We start from the raw sequence: 23476 nt of genomic DNA, 5'->3' as shown, positions 1-23476 counted from the left end.
ATCGTTTAAAGATAGCAAAAACGCATCGATCCGATGCGCTTTAATTTGAATTATTTTACTGAATATTTTACATTTAAAGCTTGTAATATTGCCCATGTTTCAGCATCCATAATTCCGTCATAATTTTGTGGGCGGAAATGATACTGGAATGCTTCAATAGTCTTCTTAGTAGCATCATCCCATTTTCCGCTCAATTCTATTCCATATCCGAATTTTTGTAATGCAGTCTGTATAGTGAAAATAAAGACCGTATCACTATACTTTGCCGGAAGTTCTGTTTGCGCAAGCTCGAAGTAGTTTTGTTTTGCTGCCTCATCATACCACATTCCTATCTGGTATTCGTCATATAATTTTTTCCATGGGAACATGGGTCCCGGATCTTGTTTTCTTGTAGGAGCAATATCTGCATGACCAATAACATTGGTTGCCGGAATCTGATATCTTGTTACAATATCTTTTGCCAATGCTGCCACTTTTCTTACCTGTGCATCACTGAAAGGAACAAAAATTCTTTTCCCTGTAGCATCCGTAGTAAAGCCAGGGTTCACAATTTCTATTCCTATAGAAGTATCATTAAGATTCTTATCAGCTCTCCATGAGCTTACTCCTGCATGATAGGCACGCTTATTCTCATCTACCAATTGGTAGATTTCATTATCTCCTGTATTGTTTACCAGGTAATGGGCACTTACTCCCGGCTGGGTAAGAACGGTAATAGACTTGTCATCAGGAAGCACTGTATAATGCATGATCAGATAACGTTGTCTGAAGTTCTGTGCCATGGCAGGGAAATAAGTTTTTACGACTTTATATCCTGCAGGTTTTGCCGAGACAATAGAACCATAACTTGCCGTATTATCATTTTTTGCTGGGTCTGCTATATTAGTAGTAAAAAAGTCTACTCCATGATCACTTACAACTTTTGGTTTTGGAGCTTCAGGAGTTGGGGTCTTTACTGCTGTTTTTGGCTGTGCCACGGGGGTTTTCGGTTGGTAGGTATTTTTTTTCACATTTTTTTGAGAAGTACATGAAAAAACTAAAGTGCTTAATCCGATGATATATAATGTTTTACGCATCAGTTTGGTTTTTTATCAATTTATTACCTCAAAAATACACAAAAAATTCTTGAAATTTATTTGGTAAATAAAGAAATCTATTCTATATTTGCACTCGCAATAACGGAACAACGATCATTAAAAAATAAACAAAAAGGAGGGTTGCCAGAGTGGTTAATGGAGCAGTTTGCTAAACTGTCGACGCGAAAGTGTCGCAAGGGTTCGAATCCCTTACCCTCCGCACTCTATATATCTCGGGGCGTAGCGTAGTCCGGTCATCGCGCCTGGTTTGGGACCAGGAGGTCGCAGGTTCGAATCCTGCCGCCCCGACTTTTTTAATGTGCTTATTATAAGCGAGAATCAACTTCTAAGGGTGCGTAGCTCAGCTGGATAGAGCATCTGCCTTCTAAGCAGACGGTCAAAGGTTCGAATCCTTTCGCGCTCACAAAACCTCATCATTTTATGGTGAGGTTTTTTGTTTTATTACCATTCTTTATTTTAAAGCTTAGATTATCAAGGATAAAACATTCCTATTTTTTAATCCGGTTAAAGGTTCGAATCCTTCTGCGATTACAAAACCTCATTTTCTGTTTATATTATGAATATATTGATTTTCCAATAATTTATTCACAGTCAGCTTAATTCTAAACTAAACCTAACAAGAAGCCCTATCTCTTCTCTAAGCAAATAGTCGATAGAATCAACATTTCACACTCGCAACAGAGGTTATCATCTAAGTTCTATCTTTAAAGTTTTTAATCATAATTTTATCATAAATATTTTTTCACTCATAAAGGATATTTTTATATATTTGGTTCACTAACTTATAAAAAAACAATTACCGTGAAAACATTCAAAAAACAACACAGTGCTCTAAAGAGAAATGAATTGAAAACTATTTTAGGAGGAACCTTACCAAATCAATGTATTCCACGATTTTGTAGAGATTTATGTAAGGAGCAAGGTTTTGAACAAGGAGGTTGTGACCCTAACGGACTATGCTTATGTGGTCCGTTCCCAAACCCAAATGACTTGTAAAATATAAATCTTAATATTTATAAACAACAAAAGCCTTACAATTTGAATTGTAAGGCTTTTATTATTCAACAATACCACCTGATTATTATATTCTATTTTTCACTTATGATGTCTGGCTATTTTTTAACCAGCACATAATTTCCATCAGTTTCATTTTTCTTTATTCCATATCCATCAGTCAGTTCAAGAGTCCAGCCATCACCTGATATCTTTCTACCTTCTGTTTTAGCAGGAATCGATATCGAAATCTTATCCCAGTTTGAACTCATTAATGCTCCATTTTCAACGGTCAGAATTCCCCATTTATCAGTAACCCTGATATTGGGATATACTGTTCCTTTATCTTCAATCGGTATTATATTTCTTGGATCGAAAGAAACATTCATCTTTTCAAATTTTATTTCAAAATGGGGATTCTCTATAAATTTGGTTTTATATTCAGCAATGAGTTTTTTTGTTTTCTCTTCTCTTTTTGTTTCTTCCTCAGTTATTGCTGAGCCATTGTAATCCTCAGCTGATCTTTTAATAACCTCATCTAAATCACCAGCAATTTTACTATTGAATGCTTTGATAAAATAGTTGGACAGATCTGTTTTTGCCGTTATTTTTTTATTCCATTTTTTATCTTTATTATAGAGTAAATACCCATAAACAGGTACTGTGTGATAAGCAAATGATCGTACAAACGTTGCATTCTTAAAAAAATCATTAATTCCATCAACTAAAAAAGCAGCTGTCTGCGTCTTATTTCTACCACTTACTATTACTCCTGTAAACTCCGCAATTCCTTCATTGAGTTCCAGAAGATTTTCATTTGAACCTGAACCTTTGTAAAGACTATGTCTGAATTTCCTGAAAGTGAGTGCATTCGTAAGATGTTCCTGTAATTCTTTTTTTGAAGCAGATTTCAACGCTTTTTTCAAAGCTTCCAGTTCTAAACGAAGATAAATCCTACCTTCTTTCTGATCCAGGTGGTTATTTTCAACATTGTTTAGTTCAAAACCTAATGAGGGTTGTATGCGATGAAATGACTCATGAGCCAGCAAACCCATTCTATTGTATTTATTTTTAGGAAGTGGAAGCATCATCATTGCCCATCTTTTTCCATTCCAGTTCACAGCCGTATTGGCAATATTAATTTTATCAGGCAAAACTCCGGTATAAATAGTGCCATTAGCCTTTAAAATACCATTTTCATCAGCCTCATTGGCAAAAATTTCTCTTGTCTTTGGATCAATTAAAAGGATAGGACCATAGAGATCTTTATTCCAAAGTTCAATATTTCTTTTAGATTCGATTTTAAACTCATTATAAAAAATGGAAATACTATCATTTTTTTGTCCCGTTAGATAGTGTCCGAACAGAGAGAACAATAGTATAAAAGTAGCAGTCTGCTTCATAGTTAAGTTCTTTAATTGCACAGACTATTTATTGCGTTTATTGTAAGTGTCTGTATCACAAATATAATAAATTACACCTCTTATTTTATTCTGATAATTTTAAGAACAAAAAAAAGCCTTAGAAATAATCTAAGGCTCTTCCCTATTTTCAAGCATCTTTTTTCGTTTTCAATTGAATTTTAGATGCTTCCATTTTCTTATTTTTCGATTGTTCCCGTCTCATTTTTCTGTATTCCCAGGGAGCAACAGCATGAACATCCTGCCAAAGACCAATTTTCTTCTGTTGAGCCTTTTCCTGTAGCTTTCCTAGAGAATCATCTTTAGAATAGGAAAAGTACCACCATCCCATTCCAGCCTTTATCACTTCTTTGGAAAGGTATTTATCATTATCATAATAAATTTTGGCAATGGAACGTCCATAACGGTCCGTACTGGTCTCTTTAAACGTAATCGTTTTTCCAAACACCTGCTCAGAGGTGAATTGTTTGGCATTTTTTCCGAAAGCCTGTCCATTTTCCGGACAATCTACTTCCGCCAATCTAAGTTTCTTTTGGGTATTGCCTTTTAAAAGTACTGTAATTGTATCTCCATCTGAGATTTTGATTACTTTTCCGCTTGTTTGTGAAAACAGGATGGCCGGGAAAAGTATGCTCATCAACATTAATCGTTTCATGGGGCAAATATAAGGATTAAAGGATCTGGATAAAGAAGGACACTATCTTATTTATCTTTAATTATATTTTCATTTCTCGTTAACCTTATATAACTTATTCTTAAATCCTTATTACTTAATAATATCTCCATCTATTTTCCTTTTTTCTTTATTTCGTGAATGCTTTTATAATTGGAATCTATACTATATCCATACTTAACAATACCATCTACCTGCACCCTAACTGAAATATTTTCACATTTTTATAAATTTAAAATCCAGAAACCCATAACAAATTGTTTAAAGTAAATCTTCCCACTGTAAAATCATTAGGATAGGTTCTAAACCCAGGGAGAATTAATACTTTTGCTTTTTCGAACATTTCTATATCATCAAAATACCCAATAAATTTACAAGCTGTATGAGTTTCATCAGTGTAGACATGCTCAAGTGCGTATACAAAGTAATGGTATCAATTTATTCTTCTGCTTCTTTATAAATCTCATAATTCATGTCACCATTTTAAAATGTTTTTTCAAGAATGAGAAGGTCTATTTTATGAAAATCATGAGTTCTTGTATTTTTAAATTTTAAAAATTGTGATGGCAAAATTTGTGGACCTGCTATTGAACCATAAAAAAATGTAAAATTCCTCTGATAATCTAAATCCATGGTTATTAATCAAGTAAAGTTAACAAAAAAGTTTCTCCAAAATTTAATTAAAAATTATCCTTTAATTTATTTTTTTATTTCAAAAAGTATTGTACCTTTGCAACCGCAAAAACGAAGTAAAATTCGTCAATGATGACCTTTAATCGGGGCGTAGCGTAGTCCGGTCATCGCGCCTGGTTTGGGACCAGGAGGTCGCAGGTTCGAATCCTGCCGCCCCGACTTTTTTCAAAGGGTGCGTAGCTCAGCTGGATAGAGCATCTGCCTTCTAAGCAGACGGTCAAAGGTTCGAATCCTTTCGCGCTCACAAAAAGACTTACTGATTGATGTAAGTTTATTTATTTTAATTTTTGAAAGCATGTTGTTTTTTTAAAATTAAAACAATGAAGTAAAATTCATTAAAGATGACCTTATCGGGGCGTAGCGTAGTCCGGTCATCGCGCCTGGTTTGGGACCAGGAGGTCGCAGGTTCGAATCCTGCCGCCCCGACTTTTTTTCAAAGGGTGCGTAGCTCAGCTGGATAGAGCATCTGCCTTCTAAGCAGACGGTCAAAGGTTCGAATCCTTTCGCGCTCACTTTATAAAAGTCTCTGTTTCAGAGACTTTTTTTGTTTTCTGATGATCTATTTTAGATTGCTATTCTGATATTTCCACAATAATCTGAAAAATGTCTGAAAACATTCAGACTTTGTTCAGACATTTCATGGATTCAAATAAACTATAAACCTCGAAAATAGTTGTCATAAAATTCAAATTGTTATAATTTTGTGCTCTCTATTTTAATTCAATGAAAAATTTCAAGTTCATTATCGCAAGCTGTTTCTTTGCTTTGACTTTATCATGTAAAACAGCATCTCCAGTTTCACAGGTTTCTGTGCAGAATGTACCTTATCAGAATCTTGGACGTGACGGTAAAATATATGCTGCTTTTTATCAGCAAAGGGCTGCAGAATATGAAGCACTATGTCTTCAAGCCTACAATATCGCAAAACTTCGTCTGGATGAAGCCTTAGCACAAAAACCGGATAAGCCATTAGCTATTGTTTCAGATATTGACGAAACCTTTTTAGATAATTCCTACTATGCTGTTGAGCGTTCAAAAATGGGAAAAGATTACGATCAGAAAACATGGGAGGAATGGACCGCCAAAGGCATCGCAACACCCCTTACCGGTTCCCAGGAGTTTTATCAGTATGCTGCCAGTAAAGGAGTACAGGTATTCTATGTTACCAATCGCGTGGAACAGGAACGTGCAGGAACTTTGAAAAACCTGAAAAAATACAATTACCCTATTCAAAGTGAAGCTCATCTTATTCTTCGATCTAAAGAAAGCAGTAAGGAAGCCAGACGTTTGGATATTGCTAAAAATTACAATATCGTACTCCTGCTGGGTGATAATCTCGCCGATTTCTCTAATCTATTTGATAAAAAATCAGAAACGGAACGCTCAGCTGCGGTGAAAAATTCAGCAAATGAGTTTGGCAAAAAATTCATTATTATTCCTAATGTCGGATATGGAGATTGGGAATCTTCTTTTTATCAATACAAGTATGATTACGCCCCTAAGCAAAAAGATTCAATGATGTATAACGCTGTAAAGGCAGCTCCTTAATACATTCTATAAATATTATACTCCTGACAAAATAGGTATAGGATCAAAATTTTAAACCCCTCACAACAAAAACTGTGAGGGGTTTTATTTTTAATAATTTTTATTTTCTAATCCAATTTATTTTAGAACTTTCTCATAGATTTCGTTCAGCAGATTCTGTCTCATTTTTGAATTTCTTTGGGTTAAGAGAATGATAATTCCCCATTTTTTGGCTCTGTTGTAGCAAATGATGGATGATTGCCCCATAGAATCTCCAGACTTCAGGTAGATTGTATTCTGTTCATCCGTACTCATGTTAAGTCCTAGTCCCATTTCTCTCTTTTCATCTTTGTAATAAATTTTTTCTGTGATTAAGCCCGCTTCAGATATTGGATTTCCTCTAGTCAGAATTGCTTTTAAATAGGTTACCATATCAGAAGCATCTGATTTTATCAATCCCGCTGATGCTGTAACATTCCAATTAAAAAACTCCTGAGCACCTCCACTAGGATTATAACCTGTTGTTTTGTTTTTTACATTAAATTCTTTTGTGAATGTACGGTTCATTTTTAAAGGATTTATTATTTTTTCATGAATGATCTCATCGTAAGTCTTTCCATATACTTTTTCTAATATTTGCCCAAGTAAAGTATACCCAATGGTAGAATAACGGTATTTTCCATAGTCAATAAGCTCTGTACAGCTATTAATCATAGAGGTTAATGATTGCTCAGTAATGGTACTTACAGGCTGCTGCGGATTTTGTTCTATTAATTTGGCAAAATCTATATCAGGTAGTCCGGACTGATGAGAAGCTAAGTCTGAAATTTTGATCTTATTCTTGATATTTTGATTTAAAGCATATCCTTTTGGAAGATAACGATCCATATAATCATCCAGTTTTAGTTTATGATCCAGAACAGCTTGTGCAATTAAGTTTGAAGTCAGTATTTTAGTAATAGAAGCAATTTCAAATAGTGAATTTTTGTTAATCTCTACATTACTTTCTTTATTCAGTTTTCCATAAGCTGTATAATATTCTTTATTATTATTGATAAAGCCAACACTGATTCCTACCTCCGGATTTTTTTGATAATTGTCTTTTACGATGGAATCAATTTTTTGGGTGAAATCTTGTCCAAAAGAAAAGCTGCTGATGAATAATAGTACTGCGAAAAATGTGAATGAAGTTTTCATTGTATCGTTTTTTAAGGTTAAATATTTATTTCGATACAAATTTGAAAAATAGAAAAACCTTATACGACCGAATAAACGTACTTGATCTTTTTTGTTAAAAAAGATTAATAAGGCTCAAAGTATTTCAAAAAGAGTAGTTTACAAGAATTGAAAACCTTATCGGTAACGATTTAGTAGTGGTGCTCTCTGCACTCGCTTTCTTTTGATTTCCTTGTAAATCAATAGCAAATATACAAAAAAATAGGACGGTAATATTTATTGCCGTCTAATTTTTTATATATCCTTTAAACAGGTTTCATACAAAATATTTGCAAATTTATTTCCACAGTTGCCCCCACCTACGGTTAAAAAAAATTCGCACAGTGTGGTTGAACTGTGGGTATTTTGTCACTTCATCTCATAATATTTGTGTGTTAATTAGGTATAAACTGAATTTGAAGTTTAGTAATCATCACAAAAAATATTGGCTATGAAACATTCTTTACACACCATTATTTTAGAGATACATAATATGGAAGATAAGATTTCAGTACAAAGCGAAAGGCTAATTGACGAGGCTTATCAAATGACCTTGTATCTTCAAGACCTATTATTTTCGGTCAAGAAACAAATCATTGAACAGGACTTTGAAAATGATAATGAGGAAATACAATTCTTCAGAACCATTAAACCACAAATTCTTGGCAAACTCATTTACTATAATAAGGTTTACCGCATTGAAACGACCTGTCCGTTCAGCAATGGCAAAATGTATTTCAATTATTTTTCCAACCAATTAGCAAGTCTGAAAAGAGAATACATTGAGCATATCTGCAATTCCGATTTTTACAGGTACTACCGTTCGGGACGTACAGACCGTGACCACAGCTATTTTAAACGTGGAAATATAAACTACCACGATGGATTAAACAGTATCGTATTTGAGATTGACCCCGAATTTTCTACTTTCTACGATTACAAGACAGCAAGGATTATTGCTAACGAATTACTCTACACTTATCTACTGACAAAAATAAATCCCGAAGAAAGCCCCGATTTGATTGCACAAAAGCCGGAACGCTCCAAAGATATTTTTTGGACGGAAACCAAAAATGCACTTACAGAATTAATCTATGCTTTACACGCCTCCGGTGCGATTTCATACGGAAAAATCAGCGTGCGAAAAATTAGTTTAATGTTCCAAATACTTTTTGGCATTACGCTAAACGATATACATCACACATTCCATAGAATGAAAACTAAAAGTGGCTCCCGAACCGCATTTTTAGATGAGCTTAAAGTTTCATTGGAGGAATATATGGATAAAGACCTTTAGTGTTTAATATTAATCATAATATTTAGGGCAGTACACTTTTGATGTACTGCCTTTTTGTTTATAGCTGTTGCCAACTACAAACCAATTGGCAAATGTTGGCTATTTACCTTGTTTCAAAACTACAAATCCTTTAAAACGCTCTTTAATAAAGGATTTCTCCCGATTTTAAAAATTTTAAAAAACCCGCCAAACCAATTGGCAAGGGTTGGCGGACAAACACTGCCACCCTTAGCAATTTTGCATTGTGAACATTAAAAAGCAATGCAATGAAAATTATAACCATTGAAGAAGAAGCGTGGAAACAGCTTAACAGCCGTATCAACGCTATTGCGGATTATCTGAAAAGATTGGACGACACCAGCTACGATGATTTGTGGCTCAACAATCACGAGGTATGCCAATACCTGCACATCAGCGAAAAGACTTTGTGGCGTATGCGTACCAAAGGCGAAATAACCTACTCCAAAATCTACGGGCAATACTTCTATACGATTGGGGCAATCAAGGATATGCTTAACGCCAATGCTGTGCAAAGTAGTGACGAATATGTAGCGGAACTTATGGCAAAGGGCAAAAGCTATATCGAAAAAGGCAGAAATCTGAAATCAGGTAAATAACAGGGACGAACTCTTAAAAGTAAAAGCTATGAATATTGATAGAATGGAATTTTTGTCGTGGATGGAGCGAATAATGGACAGGCTGGATATGTTGAGTAACCATATTGACGACTTACAAAAGAAACGTAACAGTATAGACGGCGAGGAACTGCTCGACAATCAGGATTTATTACAAATGCTTAAAATCAGCAACCGCTCGCTCCAGCGTTACCGTTCCATTGGCAAACTGCCTTATTATACCATAAGCGGAAAACTCTATTACAAGCTATCCGATGTACATCAATTTATCCGAGAGAGCTTTAACCCTCCTACGGGTAAGTAAAACGCCAAACACTGCCTTTGACTGCCTTTGAGTGCCACTTCGGGTTATGCAGTAACCACTTCCTTTACTTTCGGCATTGAACTTTAAAATTTTCAGATTATGAGCGAAGAAACTTTAAATCAACAGGAAGCAACCGAACAAGTTGCACAGGAAGCTCCTGAGCAACTATCGGACGTGCTGTTAGTGCTGGATAAGGAAAAAATGAAAATCCAAGCCGTTAAGGGTATTGACAAGGACGGGAATTTAGAAACCGTTGACCCGACCCAAAAGAACCAATCCGAGTTTATGCGTGTAGATAAACACGGAGATTTCTTTACCAATTTCATATCCAACTTTTGGCGACAGTTGAAAAACCCAACCCCGTTTGCATTTTTCAAAGTGGACGCAGGCGATGCCGTCGAAAAAGCAAAGCAATTTCAGCAACAGGTAGATAAGCCTACGCCGGAGGGCGAAAAGGAAATGAAAAAGCACGAGGTAAAGGCTGAACCGAAAGAGGAACAAAAACAAGAAAATAAAAACGATATGGCAACAACACAGACAACACCGGAAACAAACGAGTACCGTTTCAAGCCGGAACAGATTGATTGGGCAACATTGAACAGCTTCGGGATAACAAGAGAATACCTCGAAAAGAGAAACCTGCTTGACCCACTCCTACGGGGTTATAAGACGAATGAACTTGTCTATATGGACGCTAACTTCGGAGGGGTCGCCCACCGCTCACAAGCCCGTTTACAGCTACGTGAAAACGAAACAGGCGACGTGGTAGTAATGGCACACGGTGTCCGCAATTCCCCTGACCTGCACAGAGAATTTTTCAATCACAAGTTTACAGATGAAGATAAAAAAAACCTGCTCGAAACGGGTAATATGGGTCGAGTGGTTGATTTGATACATCCAAAAATGGGAGAACTGATACCGTCCATTATCAGTGTGGACAGATTGACCAATGAGCTTATCGCCCTCCGAACCTCTTTAATCAATATCCCCGATGAATTAAAGGGGGTTAAGTTTACAGAGGAACAAAAACAAACCTTAATGGAGGGTAAACCCCTATTCGTTGAGGGTATGACTTCCACAAAAGGAAAATCCTTTGATGCAACGGTACAGTACAATGCGGACAAAAATTATTTGGAGTATCTGTTTGACCGAGGTAATCATCAACAGCAATCCCAAAGTAACCGACAAGCCAACCAGCAAAGCCAGCCACAGGAAGCTCCTAAAACTTTTCGAGGTACTGAGCTGAACGACGAGCAATACAACAAATTCAAAGACGGGCTAACGGTCTATGTTCAGTTGAAAGATAAAAAGGATAAACCCTATAATGGTTATATCACTTACAATAAAGAAACAGGAACTACCAATTTTGAGTTCCCGAACCAATACAAAGAACGTGTTAAACCTACTGAGGAACACAAAACGCAAACTGCGGTCAATTCGGAGGGTAAGACCAATGAAGCAACTAAGAATATCAAGGAGCCTTTGGAAAAAGGACAGCAAGCACCGAAGAACGAAAAGCAACAGCAACAACAGAATAAGCCAAAAGCCCCTGCAAAATCAAGAAGTAGAAAAGTAAGTTAGTTATGAAAACAGTTATCGCAGAAAAACCAAGCGTAGCAAGGGAAATAGCCAGCTTGTTGGGAGCTTCCGATAAAAAGGACGGCTACTTAACGGGGAATGGCTATTTTGTTACGTGGGCGTTCGGTCATTTAATTGGATTAGGAATGCCCGAAGATTATGGGATTACGGGATTTGACAAGGCTTCATTGCCTATCCTCCCGAACCCGTTTATATTGACCGTCAGAAAGGTCAAAAAAGACAAAGGCTACCAAGCCGATACGGGAGCATTAAAGCAACTGAAAGTCATCAAAGAATTGTTCAACAAAAGCGACAGTATTATCGTTGCTACCGATGCAGGACGTGAGGGCGAGTTGATTTTCAGGTATATTTACGAACATTTGAAATGCCGTAAACCCTTTGAGCGGCTTTGGATAAGCTCGCTTACTGAAAAAGCAATCAAGCAAGGGTTTGACAGCCTGAAAGACGGGGCAGCATTTGACGGATTGTATCAGGCTGCACAAGGCAGAAGCCGAGCCGATTGGCTGGTGGGTATCAATGCCACACAAGCATTGAGTATATCAGCAGGCAATGGCATTTATTCTTTGGGCAGAGTGCAAACGCCTACATTGGCTCTGATTTGCAAACGCTATTTGGAAAACAAAAATTTCTCCATTAAGAAGTATTGGCAAATTCAGCTATTGCACCGCAAAGAGGATATTGATTTTAAAAGTATCTCCAAAACTAAATGGGAGGAGCAAAAGTTAGCGGAAGATACATTAAAGTCAATCCAAAGACACGGAACTGCTACGGTTGTATCTGTGGAAAGTAAAAATACCACGGAGCAACCGCCCTTGCTTTTTGACCTCACAGGACTGCAAAAGGAAGCCAACAAAAAGCTCAACCTATCAGCCGAACAAACCCTCAATATCGCTCAAAGCCTGTATGAACAAAAATTTATTACCTATCCCCGTACCGGAAGTAAATACATACCGGAAGATATGTGGGCAGAAATCCCCAACCTTATAAGGGCGTTACAGGACAACGATAATTTCAAGCAAGCGGTATCAAAATTGAAATGGGGTCGGTTTAATAAGCGGATTGTAAATGACCTCCGTGTAACAGACCACCACGGTTTACTCATAACCGACAAAATCCCGTCTGCTCTTAATGCGGACGAAACAAAGGTGTATAATATGATTGCCTTTCGACTGCTCGAAGCCCTTTCACAAGCCTGTGTAAAAGAAGTGACGGATATAGCGTTGGAAGTGTCGCACTACGATTTTACACTAAAAGGCTGTAAGATATTAGAGGCTGGCTGGCGTTCCATAAAAGGCAATTTCTCGGACGAAGATACCGAACCGATACAGGATTTGCCCGAACTGAAAAAGGGCGATGAGCTGAAAATCAAAGAAGCCTCCTGTTTGGAGAAGAAAACCAAACCGCCTGTATTGTTTACCGAAGCCGGACTATTGTCGGCAATGGAAAATGCAGGCAGGGAAATCGAAAACGAGGACGAACGAAAAGCCCTGCAAAATATCGGTATCGGTACGCCTGCCACAAGAGCTGCGATAATCGAAACCCTGTTTACCCGTAATTATATCCAACGGGAAAAGAAATCCTTAATCCCTACGGAGAAAGGATTGCAGGTATATGGATTAGTCAAATACCGCAAAATTGCGGACGTGGCTATGACTGCCGAATGGGAATTGGCTTTGCAGAAAATCGAAAACAACGAAGTTGATGCAAGGGTATTTTTGAGGGAAATGGAAACCTATGCAAAGTCTATAACGGACGAATTGCTACAAACCTCTATTGCCAATGAGAACCTGCCTAAACTGACCTGCCCGAAATGCAAAAGCCAGCAATTGATTATCCGTGACAAGATTGTAAAATGCCCTGACGAACATTGTAATTGGGTACAGTTCCGTAGGGTTTGCGAAGTGCAATTAAGCATAGCCGATATTACGAGCCTTGTCAATAATGGTAAAACCCCTCTGATTAAGGGAATGAAAAGCAAAGCCGGAAAGAAATTCGATGCCTATATCGTGTTGAATGAGAACTCGGAAAGTTCCTTTGAGTTTGAGAAAAAGAAAAGCAATAAACGCAATGGAAAATAAGCCAACGATGATACCCCAAGCAATCAGCAACCTGATTTATACCATTCGTGATAAACAGGTTATGCTGGATAGCGACCTTGCTACATTATATCAGGTAGAAACCAAAATATTGAACAAGGCTGTAAAACGGAATTTAGACAGGTTTCCCGATAAATTTTGCTTTCAACTGACCGATGAAGAAAGCGATTTTTTGAGGTTCCAAATTGGAACCTCAAACGTAGGGCGAGGCGGAAGACGTTACCTGCCCTACGTTTTTACCGAGCAAGGAATAGCGATGTTATCTGCTGTACTCCGTTCAGATGTCGCCGTAAGAGTGAGCATTGAAATTATGGACGCATTTGTAGAAATGCGGAGAATGCTCATCAGCAATGCCTCTCTTTTTCATAGGCTGGATAAAATCGAAATCAGGCAATTAGAAACCGACCAAAAGATTGAGGAAATCTTTAAGGCTTTGGAAAGCGACAAGCTCCAAAGCGAAAAAGGTGTTTTCTATAACGGGCAGGTCTTTGATGCTTACAAGTTTGTAGCGGATATTATCAGGAATGCCGAAAGCTCCATTATCCTGCTCGACAATTATGCCGATGATACGGTGCTGACCTTGTTGGGCAAACGTAAGGATAATGTAACCGCAAAAATCTACACCAAAGCTATCAGCAATCAGCTAAGGCTGGATATACAACGCTACAACAGCCAATATCCCCCGATTGAAATTGAGGTGTTTTCCGATGCCCACGACCGATTTTTGATAATCGACCAAACGGAACTGTACCATATCGGAGCTTCGCTCAAAGATTTGGGTAAAAAGTGGTTTGCTTTTTCCCGAATGGATGTAGAGGTCGGTAGGATGCTTCAACTCCTGTATCAACAATAAACCCTCTATTCAGAGGGTTTAAATTTATACTATAACTGTAATTGAGCCGTGATACTCTTGTAATAAACTTTTAGTGCATCACGTTCATCTTTACCAACATAACTATTATGAGCAACCAAACACCGTATCTTATACAATTCATCAACCATTACGTTCAACCAATGTTCATTCTGTTTTGGAAAATACTTCCCAAAAATTGTCCAATTCCCGACTATTATTTTTCCTAACTCGATAAAGTCACAGTAAAATAAATTACTATTACCTCGAATGGGTAAATATTTACTTTCTTGTTCGCTTTTCTTTAATTTATCTATGGTTTCTTGTACTTTTCGGGGAATATTTACTGTTTCCGTCTTCACAATTTCTTCAATAAAAATTCTTAAAGAATTTTCAATACAATATAAATATAAATAGACTTCCGACATTTCTCGTCCTTTTTGCTGTATGTCTTGCGGCAAAAGGTTTAAATGACCAAAGTTTACGCTTTGTTGTATTTCCTCGATGCTATCCAATAGGGAATTTTCATCTGAAATTAGAGGATAGAATATCTCGTTAATATATTTTCTGCGTTCTGCATACCCGCCTTTTGCTTGCATTTCTCTTCTAAATTCTTGAAGTGTAAAGCAAATTTTAAATTCCTTTGGTTGGTTGGTTTGGAACTTCGCAGATTTATTCAGCTCACTTTTCAATCGTTTATATTCTGCTTCATTATCACTTGTTATAGTAACATCGGTGGATGCTCCTGTAAGTAGTATTTTTAAGCGTTCAATGTTTTCTGTATAATTCATTTACAAAAATACTTTAGGTTATTCTTCTATACTATGCTCATCTTCGGGAAGCATAAAATCAAGAAATAATAATTCTGCTTTAGCTTCATCATCTTCAAATTTCAAATCCCAGCGTTTCTCCATAAATTCTAATAATTTATTACCTCGGTCAAGGATAGTCTCCGGGTTCCAAATATTATATCCAGACACTTCAATCTCTGAATGCGAACCGTCAGAATAGCCTTGTCTTAATTTCTCCTTTCTGTCATTATATTTTGCTGTTCGCTTATCTTCAAAGCAATCATTTTGCAAACTTGAATTTATACTTTGCGACAATGGTAAAAGGTTGCCTAATGTTCCCTGAAAGAAAGGTTGAAAAGTCTTTTTATATTCCTTGAAATTTTGTTTCCAATATTTATGCGTTGGTGTCTGTGGATAAATATGCTCAATAGAAACCTTATCTTTTTCGCTCTTTACAAACAGTTTCCAATCTATTTTTTGACTTCCTCTTTGTCTAACTTTTTCCATTTCATATTCATATAAGAAATATCTAAGCCCATTCCAAGAATAGAAACCACCTCCACTTTTAAACTTCTTGTCAATGAATTTTTGAAAATAGGTATAATCAAAGTAGATTTCTTCACAATTTTCAGGTGTATAAAAACAATAATCCATTCTTTCATTCAATCTGTGAATGATATTGTCAATTGTTAGTTCCCCATTTCGCAGTTGTCTTGCTGCACGATAAAATTCACTATTTCTGTATGTTGAAAAAGCTCGGCTAAGCCTGAATGTAATAAAAATGAAACGCTCAATAGCCCTAAAGAGCTGAACTCTTTTATCAGGATTAACATTCTTACTCAAATAAGCTACTGTTACAAGTGGACGAAAATAGATTATACCTATTCTATTCAAACGGTCTATCCAAAGACTTTCCTGTTTGGTTAAGTCCGGATTATTAACAGGGTTATGGGTATTATACCAATGTACGGCGGCAGCCTTTAAGCTGTTTACATAATCTTCTATTTCTTTGGGCGCAAGCTGGGAACGCATAACAATTACTTCTTCTTCTCCGTTTATTTCAACTTCTTCTTGGTCGGTGTCTTCATCTTCCCGAACTTCTTCAAACTCTTGCAATGAACTTAATTTTACCTCTGTCTTTGCATAGATATTTTGAGGTGTAAATTTCTGTTCAAGCAAAAAGCGAATATAATCATCGCCTTTTTCCCTTGTATATTGAAAGTACATTATCCAATGAGCCACTAAAAAATCATCATCATTAAGTGGATTTTTCTTGTTTCTCCCAAGTTGATAATAAACTTCTTTCCAAGCATCATTGATTTTTTCACGCAGAGAATTTCTCTCATCAGTTTTTAACTCCTTTTCATCATACAAAGTAGTCAAATAAATTAGCCTGTTTTTGAGAAGTTCCAAATTTGACAGCTTTTTACCACGATTATTCATCGTTTCAAATGCTACGAAAACATCAAAATCGTCACTTATTTCATAAACATTGAACATTAGGTTTTGCGTAACTTTTTTGAATAGTGTTTCTATCTCGGTTAAGCCGTATGTTTCAAAATAGTTTTGTAGATTTTCCTTGAAAAAGTGCTTTGCATTTTCAAGATTGAGCGTGTAAAAAGTTTCCTGTATTGTTCCGCTATTTGGTTCTAAGAACACCTTATGACGTAAATATTTAAAACTTGGATTATCGACCTCATAGCCAAACTTGTAGGTTGTAACAATAAACTGAGGAGGTTTTTCTATTACTAAATATTCTTCCTTAATAGCCTTTAAGCTAAAAGAGCCAAGATAAATTTCTTCATCTTTTTTGCCTTTGTTTTCCGGTATTGCTTTTAGCTGTTCCGAAATAGCTTGAATGAAAATTACAAATGTAGTCAACCGTTGTTGCCCATCAACGATATGGAAAGGTTTAAACCCTCTATCTTCAATTAACCATCGTTCATCATTCCAGTTATTCCAGATATTTTTATCGACTTTTTTCAAAGAGAGTAAGCCTGTATAGTGAAACCTATCGGCAGGAAGATTGACTAAATCTTCCCAAAAATCTTTCAATTGCCTTGTTGTCCAAGCGTAGCCACGCTGATAATCGGGTATTTTAAATATTCTGTCTTTAAAAATACTTTTTAAGGGTTCTAATTCATTCATTATTTGATGACCGTTCTTTTAATTGTTGATTTTATCAAGTATCAAAAATACAAATTAAATTCTTTGCTATTAATTGGTTTTAAGCCAAATCCTGCCTTTCAAAGCCAAACCCTGCCACTTCTTTAAAGCTACTTGCTACCTGCTCTAATTTTAGGCTTTACGCAAAATTCTAAAACAAAATTTATTATGAGTACACAGCAAAAAGACCTGTCTTATTTCCGTTTACGACTGCAAGAACACCTCAACGGTAGCTTTCCCGAAAAAGCACACGACCAAAAATTTATCGACCAGCGTTCCTCTTGGGCTGCCAGTGCTTATGAGGGTGCGTTCCGCTCCGGCAACGCTATCGACCAATGCAATGAGATTGCCAACTACATACTCTTTGAGGGCTTGCACTTCTCCAAGTTTGATACGGTTTTTCAGGTGGTCTGTAATGAGTTCGATACCCTAATGGCAGACGAGGAACTGCGACCGTTCGCCCTTAAAATGTTCCCCATCTGTGAGCCTGTATTTGCCAAGTATAAACTAACCGATGATTTCGCCTACGGGTATGAGTTTGATGTCCTCTATACCGAACTGACGGGAACCATCGCCATTTGGATTGAAGATAATGGGCTTCAGTAAACGTCAGCACCTCCAGCACAATATTGAAGCCCTGCGGATTGCTTTTACATTGGAAAAGGAGCAACGACAAGCGACCGCCGAGGAAAGAGGGCGTATGATGAGTTACAGCGGATTTGGCGGTCTTAAATTCATTCTCAATCCCATAGCGGACGAAATAGACATCAACCATTGGCGGAAGACCGAACACGATTTGTTCCCGATAACGCAGGAACTCCACCAACTATTAAAAGAGAACGCTACGGACGAAAAGCAATACCGCCGATATGTGGACAGTATGAAAAGCTCGGTGCTGACCGCTTTTTACACACCGCCGGAAGTTATCAACGCTATATCCTCCACATTGAGGGATAGCGGTCTGAACATTGACAAATTCCTCGAACCCTCCGCAGGTGTCGGGGCTTTTGTTCAGTCCTTTGCAGAGAACCAAACCAAAGTTACCGCCTACGAAAAGGATGTGCTTACGGGCAAAATCCTAAAGCACCTTTATCCCGAAAGCAATATCCGTGTGAGTGGCTTTGAGGAAATCCCCGAAAAGGAACAAAACAGCTATGACGTTATTGCCAGCAATATCCCTTTTGGCGATACCTCCGTATTTGACCTTTCGTATTCCCGAAGTAAAGACCCTGCAAAAATACAAGCTGCCCGAAGCATTCATAACTATTTCTTTTTGAAAGGGAATGATATGCTCCGAGAGGGCGGTTTGCAGGCGTTCATTACCTCGCAGGGAATTTTAAACAGTCCGAATAATGAGCCGATACGCAGGGCGTTGATGGAAAACAACGATTTGGTTTCGGCAATCCGCTTACCGAATAACGTGTTTACGGATTATGCAGGTACAGAGGTCGGCTCCGACCTGATAATCCTGCAAAAGAATACGGCAAAACAAAATCTGACCGAAAGGGAAGATCTGTTTTGCCAAAGCAACAAAACGGGGTACGGTACACCCAGCAATGCGATATTCAATGACGGTGCAAGAATTATAAATACGCATTGGAAAGTAGGTACTGACCCATACGGGCAACCTGCATTAATTTATACCCACCAAGACGGCGTTGAGGGCATTGCCAAAAATCTTAAACAGATGCTTTCCGATGATTTTAGAAAGCACCTGAATTTGTCTTTGTACAAAGGCGAGCGGAACGATGAGCCAATCGTACAAATTCCGGTACAACCAACACCAACGCCTCCTGTTATCGAGCGTGAAATCATTCAGCCGGAACTACCTCGTTTTACGCAAACAACCATAGGAAAGGAAAGCCCACAGGAATTTACGCAGTTAAGCATTTTCGACCTGTTTGAAAATGCTGGCGAACCTGTTGCCGTTCTTGCTCCGCCTAAGCGAACATCAAGAACCAAAAGGCAAACCTCCAATAGACGGAGAACGCCTATCAATCGGCAAACGGACTTATTCAGTGGAGCGATGCAACAACCTTACACGCCTCCTGCTCCCAATGGTAAGGTTAACAGGACAAGCCCACCAAACGGCATTAAACAGGAGGTCATCGGAGATTTGTTTTCACAACAAAACGGAAATGGCCAAGCGGACAAGCCAGCTATTCCCGTGACTGTTGCCATTCCCGAACCTGCCTTATACAGTCAGGAACTGCAATCGTACCACCGTAACGATTGTCTTGTCGTGGATAACGGCTGGGTCGGTCATTTGCAGGAGGTGGATAAGGAAAACGGAACGGCAATGTTCCATCCTTTGCAACTGCCATCCGCCCAAAAAGCAAGAGCCGAAGCCTATATCGCTGTACGTGATACTTATAATGACCTGTATCAGAAAGAAGCCGAAAAACAAACGGAGCATAAGGAAGAAAGGGAAAACCTGAACCGCCTGTACGATGCCTTTATCAAAAAGTACAGCAACCTGAACAGTGCCGATAATATCAAGCTGATTAAAACGGATAGTGCCGGAAAAGAAATCCCGTATTTGGAGCGTGTAAAGGGCGGTATCGTTCAGAAAGCGGATATATTCAACCATCCCGTAAGTTTCTCCACCACAACATTAGCAACGGACAATCCGCCGGAAGCATTAGCTTCCTCGCTGAACAAATTCGGAACGGTGGATTTGGACTATATGTCCGAAATCAGCAATATGATCGCCGATGCACTGAAAGAGCATTTGCACGGTCGTATTTTTTACAACCCGTTGGAAAGGGAGTACGAAATTGCCGAACGCTGGATAGCGGGCAATGTGGTTGAAAAAGCCAACGAAATCAGAACCTACGTTGAACAAAATCCCGATGATAAGGAAGCCAAGCAAAGCCTTACCGTATTGGAGGAAGCCCGACCAAGACGTATCGAATTTGAGGAGCTGGACTTTAACCTCGGCGAACGCTGGATACCCACGGGTGTTTACGCCAAATTTGCTTCACACCTGTTCGATGCAGATGTAAAAATCCACTATTCGGACAGCTCCGATGATTTTTCGGTCATCTGTAATCAGGGCAACCAAAATATTTGGGTCAAGTATGCGGTCAAGTCGGAGAGCCGGACGTTTGACGGCGTGGCGTTACTGAAACACGCCCTTGTCAATACGACACCCGATATAACCAAGAAAGTCGAAATAGACGGGCAGGAAGTCAAGGTCAAGGATATGGAAGCCATACAAATGGCTAATTCCAAAATTGACGAAATCCGTTCCGCCTTTACGGATTGGCTACACGCCCAAAGTGACGAGTTTAAAACCCGACTGACCGACCAATACAACGATACGTTCAACTGTTTTGTCCGTCCGAACTATGACGGAAGCCATCAGGACTTTGCAGGCTTAGACCGCAAAGCGTTGGGTATCGAAGACCTGTACAGTAGCCAAAAGGATACCGTTTGGATGATTAAGCTGAACAACGGGGCTATCTGCGACCACGAGGTCGGTGCTGGGAAAACATTGGTTATGTGTACGGCTGCACAGGAAATGAAGCGTTTGGGCTTGGCACACAAACCAATGATAATCGGATTAAAGAGTAATGTACACGAAATCGCCGAAGCCTACCGAACTGCGTACCCCCACGCAAAAATACTGTTTCCAGGAAAGGAAGATTTCACGCCACAAAAACGCCTGCGGATATTCGGGGATATTAAAAACAACGATTGGGATTGTGTCATTCTCACGCACGACCAATTCGGGATGATACCGCAAAGCCCCGAAATTCAAAAGGAAATCCTCGAAATAGAATTGGATAATGTGGAGCGAAACCTCTATGCAATGGAGGCAGACGGTGCGGAAGTAACAAGGGGTATGCTTGCCGGAGCTATCAAGCGAAAGGATAATCTCGAAGTCAAGCTAAAGACCTTACAGCACGATATTGAGAACCGCAAAGATGATATTGTCGATTTCAAAATGATGGGCATAGACCATTTGTTTATCGACGAGAGCCACCAATTCAAAAACCTGATGTTCAATACCCGTCATAGTCGGGTAGCCGGATTGGGTAATGTGGACGGTAGCCAAAAAGCGTTGAACCTGCTTTTTGCTATCCGCACCATTCAGGAGCGAACCAATGCGGATATGGGGGCTACCTTTCTTTCGGGAACGACTATCAGCAATTCATTGACGGAATTGTACCTCCTGTTCAAATACCTGCGACCACGGGCATTAGAGAAACAGGGCATTAACTGTTTTGATGCGTGGGCAGCTATCTACGCAAGGAAAACAACCGATTACGAGTTTTCAGTGGCTAATAATATCGTAGCAAAAGAACGTTTCCGTTATTTTATCAAAGTACCGGAGCTGGCACAGTTCTACTCTGAAATCACGGATTACAGGACTGCCAAAGATATAGGGATTGACCGTCCCGAAAAAAAAGAAATCCTGTACAACATTCCGCCTACGCCCGACCAAGCGGAGTTTATTCAGAACTTAATGGAATTTGCCAAGTCGGGCGATGCAACCCTGCTCGGCAGACACCCGTTGTCAAAATCGGAAGAAAAAGCCAAAATGCTAATTGCTACGGACTACGCCCGTAAGATGTCATTGGATATGCGAATGGTAAGCGGTATGTATGAAGACCACCCCGACAATAAAGCCACGCACTGTGCCAATAATATTGCGAAGTATTACAACAAATACAATGCACAGAAAGGTACGCAATTCGTGTTCTCTGATTTGGGAACGTACAAGCCGAATGAGTGGAATGTGTACTCGGAAATCAAACGCAAGCTCGTGGAAGACCACGGCATACCTGCTAACGAAGTCCGGTTCATTCAGGAAGCCAAAACGGACAAGCAACGTAAAGACCTTATCAAAGGAATGAACGAGGGCAAAATCCGTGTGCTGTTCGGCTCAACGAGTATGCTCGGAACGGGTGTAAATGCACAGAAAAGAGCCGTTGCCGTTCATCACTTAGATACCCCGTGGCGACCAAGCGACCTTGCCCAGCGTGACGGTCGGGCAATCCGCAAAGGCAATGAAATTGCCAAACATTTTGCGGACAACAAAGTAGATGTAATCATTTATGCCGTTGAGAAATCTTTGGATAGTTATAAGTTCAACCTGCTGTTCAACAAACAGCTATTTATCGACCAATTAAAATCCAATAATCTCGGCAAGCGAACCATTGACGAGGGCAGTATGGACGAAAAGTCGGGTATGAACTTCTCGGAATACGTGGCAATCCTGTCAGGAAATACAGACCTGTTGGATAAGGCACGGGTTGAAAAACAGATTGCCGGATTGGAAAGCGAGAAGCAAGCGTTTAACCGCTCTAAGTACAGTGCTAAAGGCAAATTGGAAAACTATACGGAAGAATTTAACGCAGCTCAATCACGCCTCAACCGTATGACAACCGATTGGGAGAACTTACAGCAACGCATACAAAAAAGGCAGGACGGCAAAATCGCAAACCCCGTTCAGTTGGACGGATTGTCGCCTAATGCAAATGTTAAACAGATTGGAACCAAGCTCAACGAGATTGCAGACAAAGCCCGTACAGGTGGGGATTATCAGGAGATTGGCAGTTTGTACGGCTTTCAGCTTTTGGTTAAAACGGAAATGTCGCAAAAAGACGGCGTAGATATTCGGGTCAACCGATTTTTCATAAAGGGAGAGGGCAACATCAAGTACAATCATAATTTCGGTGTGATTGCGAAAGACCCTGAAACCGCCTCCGTTAACTTTTTGAGAGCGTTGGAAAAAATACCGCCACTTATTGCAAAGGAACAGGAAAGCATTGCGAGCTATCAAAAGGATATACCTGTGCTTCAGGAGGTGGTTAATGGTACGTGGTCTAAGGAGAGCCGACTGAGCGAACTCAAAACGGAGCTGGCTGCTATCGAGCGAAAGATACAGCTATCTATCGAACCGGAACAAAAAGGACAGTCTGCGGAACAGGTTGATAAAAAGCAAGAAACGCCAAAATTCTCGGAGAGTATTGTACGGACAAAAGGTGTTCATTTGGCACGAGGGGTATTGTAAATAATGAGTTAATGAGAATGAAGACCTCAAATTTTGATTATAATGCTGGCTAAAAAGTAACAGGGGATCTGCAAATCCCCTGTTACTTTTTTTCAAT

The 23476-nt window shown here is 38.9% G+C and carries 15 protein-coding genes and 7 tRNA genes; 16 read left to right on the top strand and 6 right to left on the bottom strand.

From position 1 onward, the window contains the following. Positions 1-50: 50 nt before the first annotated feature. A complete protein-coding gene (locus NBX25_RS04740) occupies positions 51-1076 on the bottom strand; it encodes an N-acetylmuramoyl-L-alanine amidase (protein ID WP_123908688.1) in 1026 nt (341 codons plus the stop codon). A gap of 135 nt (positions 1077-1211) precedes the next feature. Between NBX25_RS04740 and NBX25_RS04735 the strand changes: the two genes are divergently transcribed. From NBX25_RS04735 to NBX25_RS04725, 3 genes are all read left to right on the top strand, one after another. After that, positions 1212-1296: transfer RNA gene (locus NBX25_RS04735), tRNA-Ser, on the top strand. Positions 1297-1310: 14 nt separating this feature from the next. Next, a tRNA-Pro gene (locus tag NBX25_RS04730) sits at positions 1311-1385 on the top strand. A 41-nt stretch (positions 1386-1426) separates the two neighbouring features. Further along, positions 1427-1500 (top strand) — tRNA-Arg (locus NBX25_RS04725). 709 nt (positions 1501-2209) lie between these two features. On the opposite strand, the gene NBX25_RS04720 is transcribed toward NBX25_RS04725, so the two are convergent. Beyond that, positions 2210-3493, bottom strand: coding sequence for a hypothetical protein (locus NBX25_RS04720; protein ID WP_250252967.1), 1284 nt, complete (start codon positions 3491-3493; stop codon positions 2210-2212). 148 nt (positions 3494-3641) lie between these two features. Next, positions 3642-4148: a thermonuclease family protein gene (locus tag NBX25_RS04715; RefSeq protein WP_228412863.1), complete on the bottom strand. Its 507-nt coding sequence runs from the start codon at positions 4146-4148 to the stop codon at positions 3642-3644. 813 nt (positions 4149-4961) lie between these two features. Here NBX25_RS04715 and NBX25_RS04710 point away from each other — a divergent pair. The 5 genes from NBX25_RS04710 (at position 4962) to NBX25_RS04690 (ending at position 6425) form a co-directional block, all read left to right on the top strand. Further along, positions 4962-5036, top strand: a tRNA-Pro gene (locus NBX25_RS04710). Between the two features lie 11 nt (positions 5037-5047). Then, positions 5048-5121 (top strand) — tRNA-Arg (locus NBX25_RS04705). Between the two features lie 107 nt (positions 5122-5228). After that, positions 5229-5303: transfer RNA gene (locus NBX25_RS04700), tRNA-Pro, on the top strand. A 12-nt stretch (positions 5304-5315) separates the two neighbouring features. After that, a tRNA-Arg gene (locus NBX25_RS04695) sits at positions 5316-5389 on the top strand. A gap of 211 nt (positions 5390-5600) precedes the next feature. Beyond that, positions 5601-6425: a 5'-nucleotidase, lipoprotein e(P4) family gene (locus NBX25_RS04690; RefSeq protein ID WP_250252966.1), complete on the top strand. Its 825-nt coding sequence runs from the start codon at positions 5601-5603 to the stop codon at positions 6423-6425. 117 nt (positions 6426-6542) lie between these two features. Here NBX25_RS04690 and NBX25_RS04685 read toward each other — a convergent pair whose 3' ends face one another. Continuing rightward, positions 6543-7601 (bottom strand): serine hydrolase domain-containing protein, encoded by a 1059-nt coding sequence (locus tag NBX25_RS04685; protein WP_250252965.1) that lies wholly within the window; start codon positions 7599-7601, stop codon positions 6543-6545. Between the two features lie 469 nt (positions 7602-8070). On the opposite strand from NBX25_RS04685, the gene NBX25_RS04680 reads away from it, so the two are divergent. The 6 genes from NBX25_RS04680 (at position 8071) to NBX25_RS04655 (ending at position 14403) form a co-directional block, all read left to right on the top strand. Next, positions 8071-8916, top strand: coding sequence for an RteC domain-containing protein (locus NBX25_RS04680; protein ID WP_024564657.1), 846 nt, complete (start codon positions 8071-8073; stop codon positions 8914-8916). Positions 8917-9182: 266 nt separating this feature from the next. Then, positions 9183-9533, top strand: a complete 351-nt coding sequence (locus tag NBX25_RS04675; RefSeq protein ID WP_024564658.1) for a helix-turn-helix domain-containing protein — start codon at positions 9183-9185, stop codon at positions 9531-9533. Positions 9534-9561: 28 nt separating this feature from the next. After that, positions 9562-9855: a helix-turn-helix domain-containing protein gene (locus tag NBX25_RS04670; RefSeq protein WP_002979402.1), complete on the top strand. Its 294-nt coding sequence runs from the start codon at positions 9562-9564 to the stop codon at positions 9853-9855. Positions 9856-10029: 174 nt separating this feature from the next. Then, on the top strand, positions 10030-11436 hold the full coding sequence (locus tag NBX25_RS04665) for a DUF3945 domain-containing protein (RefSeq protein WP_502799734.1): 1407 nt from the start codon (positions 10030-10032) through the stop codon (positions 11434-11436). Between the two features lie 2 nt (positions 11437-11438). Next, complete coding sequence (locus NBX25_RS04660; protein ID WP_024564660.1) at positions 11439-13532, top strand: type IA DNA topoisomerase; 2094 nt, start codon at positions 11439-11441, stop codon at positions 13530-13532. Next, positions 13522-14403, top strand: a complete 882-nt coding sequence (locus NBX25_RS04655; protein WP_024564661.1) for an ORF6N domain-containing protein — start codon at positions 13522-13524, stop codon at positions 14401-14403. The genes NBX25_RS04660 and NBX25_RS04655 overlap by 11 nt, the downstream gene beginning before the upstream one ends. A gap of 29 nt (positions 14404-14432) precedes the next feature. On the opposite strand, the gene NBX25_RS04650 is transcribed toward NBX25_RS04655, so the two are convergent. Together NBX25_RS04650 and NBX25_RS04645 are read right to left on the bottom strand one after the other, a co-directional pair. Then, positions 14433-15191: a hypothetical protein gene (locus tag NBX25_RS04650; RefSeq protein ID WP_024564662.1), complete on the bottom strand. Its 759-nt coding sequence runs from the start codon at positions 15189-15191 to the stop codon at positions 14433-14435. An 18-nt stretch (positions 15192-15209) separates the two neighbouring features. Continuing rightward, positions 15210-17339: a DUF262 domain-containing protein gene (locus NBX25_RS04645; protein ID WP_024564663.1), complete on the bottom strand. Its 2130-nt coding sequence runs from the start codon at positions 17337-17339 to the stop codon at positions 15210-15212. 186 nt (positions 17340-17525) lie between these two features. Between NBX25_RS04645 and NBX25_RS04640 the strand changes: the two genes are divergently transcribed. Next, complete coding sequence (locus NBX25_RS04640; RefSeq protein ID WP_024564664.1) at positions 17526-17963, top strand: DUF1896 domain-containing protein; 438 nt, start codon at positions 17526-17528, stop codon at positions 17961-17963. Next, positions 17950-23379 carry a helicase-like domain-containing protein gene (locus tag NBX25_RS04635; RefSeq protein WP_078411583.1) on the top strand — a complete coding sequence of 1810 codons (5430 nt, stop codon included), beginning with the start codon at positions 17950-17952 and terminating at the stop codon, positions 23377-23379. Before NBX25_RS04640 ends, NBX25_RS04635 begins: the two co-directional genes overlap by 14 nt. Positions 23380-23476: the final 97 nt, after the last annotated feature.

Source organism: Chryseobacterium sp. Marseille-Q3244, from assembly GCF_940807095.1.
Taxonomy (GTDB): domain Bacteria; phylum Bacteroidota; class Bacteroidia; order Flavobacteriales; family Weeksellaceae; genus Chryseobacterium.
Note: the sequence above shows the minus strand (reverse complement) of the source record. Positions and strands in the feature narration are given on the sequence as shown.